At 66.0% G+C, this 6,793-nt stretch carries 4 protein-coding genes; 2 read left to right on the forward strand and 2 right to left on the reverse strand.

Going from position 1 to position 6,793, the window contains the following annotated elements:
* Nucleotides 1–15: 15 nt before the first annotated feature.
* Nucleotides 16–3,420 (reverse strand): penicillin acylase family protein, encoded by a 3,405-nt coding sequence (locus ACESNG_RS23930; protein WP_373062049.1) that lies wholly within the window; start codon nt 3,418–3,420, stop codon nt 16–18.
* Complete coding sequence (locus ACESNG_RS23935) at nt 3,417–3,923, reverse strand: hotdog fold domain-containing protein (protein WP_373062051.1); 507 nt, start codon at nt 3,921–3,923, stop codon at nt 3,417–3,419. Before ACESNG_RS23935 ends, ACESNG_RS23930 begins: the two co-directional genes overlap by 4 nt.
* Before the next feature lie 113 nt (nt 3,924–4,036).
* Here ACESNG_RS23935 and ACESNG_RS23940 point away from each other — a divergent pair, with 113 nt between their 5' ends.
* Entirely contained in the window at nt 4,037–5,500 is a 1,464-nt protein-coding gene (locus ACESNG_RS23940; protein ID WP_373071226.1) for an SDR family oxidoreductase, read from the forward strand.
* The gene (locus ACESNG_RS23945) at nt 5,497–6,717 is read left to right on the forward strand and encodes a glycosyltransferase family 2 protein (RefSeq protein WP_373062055.1); all 1,221 of its coding nucleotides are present in this window, start codon (nt 5,497–5,499) and stop codon (nt 6,715–6,717) included. The genes ACESNG_RS23940 and ACESNG_RS23945 overlap by 4 nt, the downstream gene beginning before the upstream one ends.
* Nucleotides 6,718–6,793 lie beyond the last annotated feature (76 nt).

The following is a 6,793-nucleotide window of genomic DNA, read 5'->3' on the forward strand; positions in this document are numbered from 1 at the left end:
GCGCTGTTACCGCAATCACGGTCGCAACACCACAATCTCCGCCGTTCGCGCTCTTACGGCGCCCGGCGAGTACGGCAGTGGTGCATACTCTCCGCGCACCCAGGGGGCGAAGAGATTGTTGTAGTACGGACTCCGCGGGTCGCCGCTCTGCCCGGGTGTGTTCGTCACCATGGCGCCGTCCCAGTTCGCGAGGTCCATCACCACGCGAAAGCTGGCGCCGGCGGTCTGGTTGTCGCTGTTCCCGGTGGCGTTGAGCGTGTTGCCATAGCCACCGCGGGCGAGTGGTCCGGGTGACAGGCGCGCGCGAATCGAGTCGGCGAGCACCACATCGAGTGGATGCGCGATGCGTACGTGGTGCATCTTCGCATCGCCGTAGCGCCAGTCGGCCACGTCCTTGCCGAAGCGCCGCGACAGATCCGAGACCGCTTCGTTGAACGACCGGAACAGAATGAAATCGCGGGCGACCGTCGGGTTCTCGCCCAGGAGCGAGTCGGGATTCGTGAGCCACTGGATAGTTTGAGACAACGACACGGTGCGCAGCAGTGGCCGCGCCTCCAGCGGCAACACCATGTCGGCCGTATGGGTGAGCAACTTGCGTTCCCATGCCGCGTAAATCGCCGCGCCACGGGAATTGGCTGATAGTACGCCGTTCCAGCGCAACAGCGTGTCACGCGCAGCTACCGACGCGGCACTCGTCAGCGCGACTTGCTTGATGAGCGGAACCAGCGCCCGCGCCGCCAGCGCTGTTTCGTCGTGCTGCAGCGCCATCATCTGTACCAGCGTCGCCTTTCGTGTGGTGTCGAGCACTTCCATGAGGCGATCGCGACGGAACGGCTCCGCCCACGTCCGCGCCAGCGCATTGGCGTTGGCGTACGACACTTCCACGTTGAGCGCGTTGGCCGTACCCACGTATCCGCGTGACGGCGACGTCTCATGCGGCAATGCCGGAATCGGCAGAAATCCGCTCCATTCGAAACGCCCGTCACCTGGTACCGGCACAAGGCCGTCCCAGTTCTTGCGGATCGGCGCGATCCCGGCGCTCTGCCAGCCGATCGCGCCGCTGGTGTCGGCCCAGATCCAATTCAGCGCCGGCATGCGCGCAAACGACAGCGCGGTGCGCGCTTCGCTCCAGGTGCGTGCCTGGTCGAGGCGCAAACTGGCGAGGTACGGCGCGCCACCGGGCTCGAGCCACGCCGCACGCAGCGCCACGGCGATGCGCTTCGCACTGTCCATCGAGAGTACGGGGCCATGTCGCGTGTACTGCAGTGTGACCACCACCGGTGCCGCGCCCTTCACGCGAATCGTGTCACGCACTTCGCGCATGCGCTCACTCGCGCCGCGATAGCGATACGCGCGCGCGTTTTTCGCGTCGAGCTCGTACGTGTACAAATCTTCGGCGTCGATCCCGAAAATCGTGAGTCCCCATGCTCCATGTTGATTGTGTCCGATGGCCACTCCCGGAATTGCCGGCTCGCCGCCACCGATCACATCCCACCCCGGTGCCTTCAGATGCACCATGTAGCGCAGCGACGGGGCCGCAATCGTGCGGTGCGGATCGTTCGCCACGATCGGCTTGCCGCTCGCGGTACGTGATCCGGCAATCACCCAGTTGTTGCTCTCCCAACGATCGAAACCCGGCGTTGTGGTATCGGCCGGCGGCGCCACACGACGCAGCGCCTCAGGGAGCTCGGACGTACGAAAGGTCGGGGCATTCTTGAAGTCGTTGTACGCGGCAAGCATGCTGGTACCGGGCGCAGCGTCGAGGGCGCGTGCCACGAGCGAATCGAGCCCGAGCCGTACGGGCGACAGTTCGTAACGCTTCCGGCGGGCCACGGCCGCTTCGCCGATCTCGCGCACCGCGCGCGCAGTAGTCGGCTCGTCGGCGGCATTCGATGCCAACGCGTTGTGCCGTGAAATCACCACCGCCGGCGTCCAGTGCTGCGGCGTGATGCCCAGCCAGGTGAGCTCCGGCGGCATGAGCGCCGGGTTCGCGCGCACCTGATCCACATAGGCGTTCACGCCGTCCACGAATGCGCCGATGATCGTGGCACCACGCGGATGATAGTGCGCCAACTCGGTCGTCATCGAGCCCCGGTATCGCAGCAATCGCGACGCGCGATCGCGCGCGACCCAACGCGGCCCAAGCACTTCGGCCATCGTCCCGGTGGCCTGGCGTCGCCACAGCTCGAGCTGAAAGAGCCGGTCGCGCGCCGCGCTGTATCCCTGCGCGAAGAACAGGTCATGCTCGTTGGCGGCTTCGATGTGTACGATGCCGGCGCTGTCGCGGGCGAGCGTGACGGGCGCGCGCAATCCTTTGGTGGTGATCTGCTGCATTGTCGTCTGCGCTTGCGCCTGCGTCTCGCGCGGGACGGCAAACAGCAGTGCCAGCAGCAACACCGCGTTCACGGCGGCACCGGTCAATGCACTCGCGAACTCACGCACGATATCTCCGGCTGGTTTGATCTCATGAATGGCATCCACACTGCGTCCGGCCTGCCAGTAGTCCTGCGTGGCACCGTCCACACTCGAGCGCTTGAGCTGACGGAGCGAACGCAGTGCATAGAAGGTGCGGATCCAGTGTTTGGTTTTTCGTCCTTTGAACATCCAGCGGGAAATCGGTCCGACTTTCGTGCCGAGCTTCTCCACGTAGGGTGTGCGGATCACCGACACCGGCACACCGGTCAGACGTTCGGTGAGCACGATATCGCGCGAAGTCGATTCCACGATGGCGTACTTGTACGCGTTGTCGGAGTTGCACTCGGGTGTCGCGATGAACCGCGTGCCCAGCTGCACGCCGGCGTAGCCCATGTCCAGCAGCGCCTTGAACTGCGCGGGCGCACCCACACCGCCCGCTGCGACCACCGGGAGTCCGAGCGAGCTGACTTCGTCGAGCAAGGCGCGTGGGTCACGCGAGCCGGTGTGGCCGCCCGCTTCACGGTTCACGGCCACGAGTCCGTCCACCCCACCGTCACGGCCTTTCTCGGCCCACTTCAACTCGGTGATGTCGTGGTACACCACGCCGCCCATGGCATGGACACGATCGCACACCCACTTGGGATTGCCCAGTGACGTGAGAAAGAATCGCACGCCTTCTTCGAGCGCGATCTCGACCCACTTCATCATGCGGTTGTGATATATCTTCGACGACGCTTCGATCAGCGCATTGAAGCCGATCGGGGCGCCGCCACTGAGCCGGTTGATAGTGCGTAGTCCGTCCCGGAAGTCGTAGCCGTGCACGTAGGTGAGCGCGATCGGCTGGACGATGCCGAGCGCACCGGCGGCACTCACGGCGGCCACCAACTCTGGATTGCTGCACGGATACATGGGCCCGCAGATCAGCGGCACGCGGATGTGAGCGTCGCGCGTGAGCGGCGTGTCGAACGCGGGCGCATTGACCAGCGGTGGTGCCACGTCGGTCATCGAGCGGTCTCTCGTGTGGGATCGGGAGGCGACAAGCGCCAATGCACGATGCAGCGCGCCACCACCTCGCCGGCGGTGTTGGCGATGTCCGCTTGCACATCATGCGTGATCGGTTCGAGCACGACGCTGGGCGGTTGCGCGGTCGTGGTACAGACCAGGGTGCCACGTGCCTTCTTGAGGTACTCGATAGAGAGGCCGGTCACGATACCGCGCACGCCGGTGGGCAAAGCCGTCATCAGCGCCACGCCACTCGTCATCTCGGCCAGATTCACCAAGGCCACCGCGTGTACCGAGGCGAGGTGATTCCGCACGGCTTTCCGATCGCGCAACTCGACGCGGGCGAAGCCGGGGCGAACTTCGGTATAGATGCCCCCTACGGAGCCGGTATACGGCGCAGTGCGCCCTACGGCCCAACTGAACAGGCGATTGCCGAAGGGAAGACCCGAGAGTCGCTCCCAGTTGCGCAGGAGGAGGTGTCCCGGGGATGGATTGGCGCGAGGCATGCGGATGGGAACGGCGAAGAGGGAAGTGACGTAACGTTAGGTAGCGTACGCGCCGATCACCGAACCCGCCACCGTGGCGGGGCGGCTGGTTGGCCGGCTTCCGTCCCCTCCGCATGACCGTGCTCGTTACCGGCGCCACAGGCTACATCGGCGGCCGCCTCACCTCGCGATTGGTGGAGCGGGGCGTTGCGGTGCGGCTGTTGGTTCGTGACCCGCGCCGTATCCACGGACGGTGGTGGGAGCGCGACGTCGAGGTCATGACGGGCGATCTGTTCAACGTGGCGTCGCTGGAGCGGGCGCTCGATGGGGTCGAGCAGGCGTATTACCTCGTGCACAGCATGACGGACGCCGTCAACTTCGCCGAGCGCGATCGGGTCGCCGCTCACAACTTTGTGCAGGCGGGGCGATCCCTGAAGCACTGCATTTACCTCGGGGGACTCGTCCCCGATGTGCACAATGCCAGTGAGCATCTCCAGAGTCGTGGGGAAACAGGGGCGATCCTGCGGGGCGGTTTGCCCGCCACTGAATTCCGCGCCGGGCCTATTGTGGGCTCGGGGTCGGCCTCGTTCGAGATGGTGCGCTACCTGGCCGAGCGGCTACCCTTCATGATCGCGCCCAAGTGGATCGCCAATCCGGTGCAGCCGATCGCCGTGCGCGACGTGCTCACCTACCTGGTCCGAGCGCGCGAGCACGGGCCGGCCGGTATCGTGGAGATCGGTGGTGCCGACGTGCTCTCGTTTCGCGATATGCTGCACGGGTACGCCGCAGTGCGCGGCCTTCGGCGCACCATTGTCGCCGTGCCCGTCATGACGCCGTGGCTGGCATCACGCTGGATCGACAAGATCACGCCGATCCCTGCGAGTCTGGCCACGCCGCTGATTGAAGGCATTGCCCATCCGGTGCTGGCCGACACGACCAAGGCGCGCGAGCTCTTTCCCGACGTGCGCCCGATGGCCTATCGCACCGCGGTCCAGCGCGCCTTGGCACGGCTGTCCGAGCACGCCGTCGAGTCGCGCTGGAGCGACGCATTGGGCGGTGGCGCGTCGTACGAGCTGCGGGACCGCGAGGGCGTGCTCGAGGAAACGCGCACGATTTATGTGGGCGCCAGCCCCGATCAGGTGTTCCGTGCGTTTTGCCGGCTGGGGGGAGACCAGGGGTGGCTCGCCTGGAACTGGCTGTGGAAGGTCCGGGGATTTCTCGATCGTTTGGTGGGGGGACCCGGACTCCGGCGGGGGCGACGCGACCCCTCGTGGTTGTATCTTGGAGAGGCGGTCGACTTCTGGCGGGTCGAGATGGTCGAGCGCCCGCGTTTGTTGCGGTTACGTGCGGAAATGCGGGTTCCCGGTCAGGCCTGGCTGCAATTCTCGGCCGTCCCGGAGGGTGAGGGCACGCGGCTCATTCAGACGGCGCTCTTCGCGCCGCGCGGTCTTTTCGGACTCCTTTACTGGTATGCGATGTATCCGGCACACCTCTTTATTTTTGGTGATATGGCAAAGGCAGTCGCGCAGCTCGCGCTCACGGAGCCGGTGGTGGCGCCGGCCTTCCGGGCGCGTGTGTCGAAGGAGCCGTTGCTATGAACAGCACAGGCTTGGTGGTTGACGTGGCGCATGGGGTCGGCCTCATGCTGCTCGTGGTGCAGGTGCCGATGCTGCTGTTGCTGCTCGCGCGCCTCATGCCGGGACGGACACGGCGTCCGCCGATCGCGCCCCGTCTCGCGCCGCGCACCGATACCACGGTGACCGTGATCGTGGCGACGTTGAATGAAGCGAAGCGGATCGGCCCTTGTCTCGAGGGACTCATGGCGCAAATGGCGCCGATGCTGGAAGTGCTCATCGTGGACAGCCGCTCCACCGACGGCACGCGTGAGCTGGTCGAGAAGGCCGCTGCCCGTGATCCGCGCATTCGGCTCGTCACCGACGAAGCCCTCCCCGCCGGCTGGGTGGGCAAGGTGTGGGCCCTGGAAACGGGTCTTCGACAAGCGAAGGGCGAGTGGGTGCTCGGCATCGACGCCGACACCGTGCCGGCGCGGGGACTGGTCGGTGCGGTGGTCGATGCGGTCGAGCAGGACGGCTACGACGTGGCGTCATTCTCGCCGCAGTTCCGCGATCAGACATCGGCCGAACGCTTCGTGCAGCCGGCGATGCTGGTCACACTGGTGTACCGGTGCGGCGCGGCCGGTGCCACCCAGCCGCCGCCCGATCGCGTGCTCGCCAACGGGCAATGCTTCGTGGCCCGTCGCGCACTGCTCGAACAGCACGGTGGTTACGCGCCGGCCCGCGCATCGTTTTGCGATGACGTCACGTTGGCGCGCCATCTCGCCTCGCAAGGCGCGCGCGTCGGCTTCCTCGATGGCTCACATATCATTCAAGTCAGCGCCTACGTGTCGCTGGCCGAAATGTGGCGCGAGTGGGGACGCAGCTTCGACCTGAAAGACGCGACCCCCACGTGGCGTCGCTGGGTCGACGTGGCTTTGGTCTGGAGCGCGCAAGCGTTGCCGCTGCCCGTGCTGCTCGTGCTCGCGGCGATCATCGGGTCGATGGGCACGCTTGCCCCCGAGAATCCGCAGACCATGCTGCTGCAGGCCTTGCTGCTCGTGAATGCCTCCGCCCTGTTGGTCCGGCTGATGATGCTGGTCGCATTGCGGAACAGCTACGCCGAGCGGGGCTGGCCATTCTGGCTGTCGTGGCTCTCCGACATCGCCGCCGCCTGGCGCCTCACGCTGAGCACCGCGCGCACCCCGACCCGTTGGCGCGGCCGGCAGTACGACACCCTCGTGACCGACGGCGTGAAGTAGGCTCGCACGAGGTAAAGCAACAGCGAAACGCAACAGCGAAACGCAACAGCGAAGCGCAACAGCGAAGCGCAACAGC

Source organism: Gemmatimonas sp. (genome assembly GCF_041689975.1).
Lineage (GTDB): Bacteria > Gemmatimonadota > Gemmatimonadetes > Gemmatimonadales > Gemmatimonadaceae > Gemmatimonas.

Excerpts from the sequence above, each read along its gene's own strand:
- ACESNG_RS23940 (WP_373071226.1), top strand. The coding sequence starts at position 4,037 with ATGACCGTGCTCGTTACCGGCGCCACAGGCTACATCGGCGGCCGCCTC.
- ACESNG_RS23945 (WP_373062055.1), top strand. The coding sequence starts at position 5,497 with ATGAACAGCACAGGCTTGGTGGTTGACGTGGCGCATGGGGTCGGCCTC.
- ACESNG_RS23930 (WP_373062049.1), bottom strand. The coding sequence starts at position 3,420 with ATGACCGACGTGGCACCACCGCTGGTCAATGCGCCCGCGTTCGACACG.
- ACESNG_RS23935 (WP_373062051.1), bottom strand. The coding sequence starts at position 3,923 with ATGCCTCGCGCCAATCCATCCCCGGGACACCTCCTCCTGCGCAACTGG.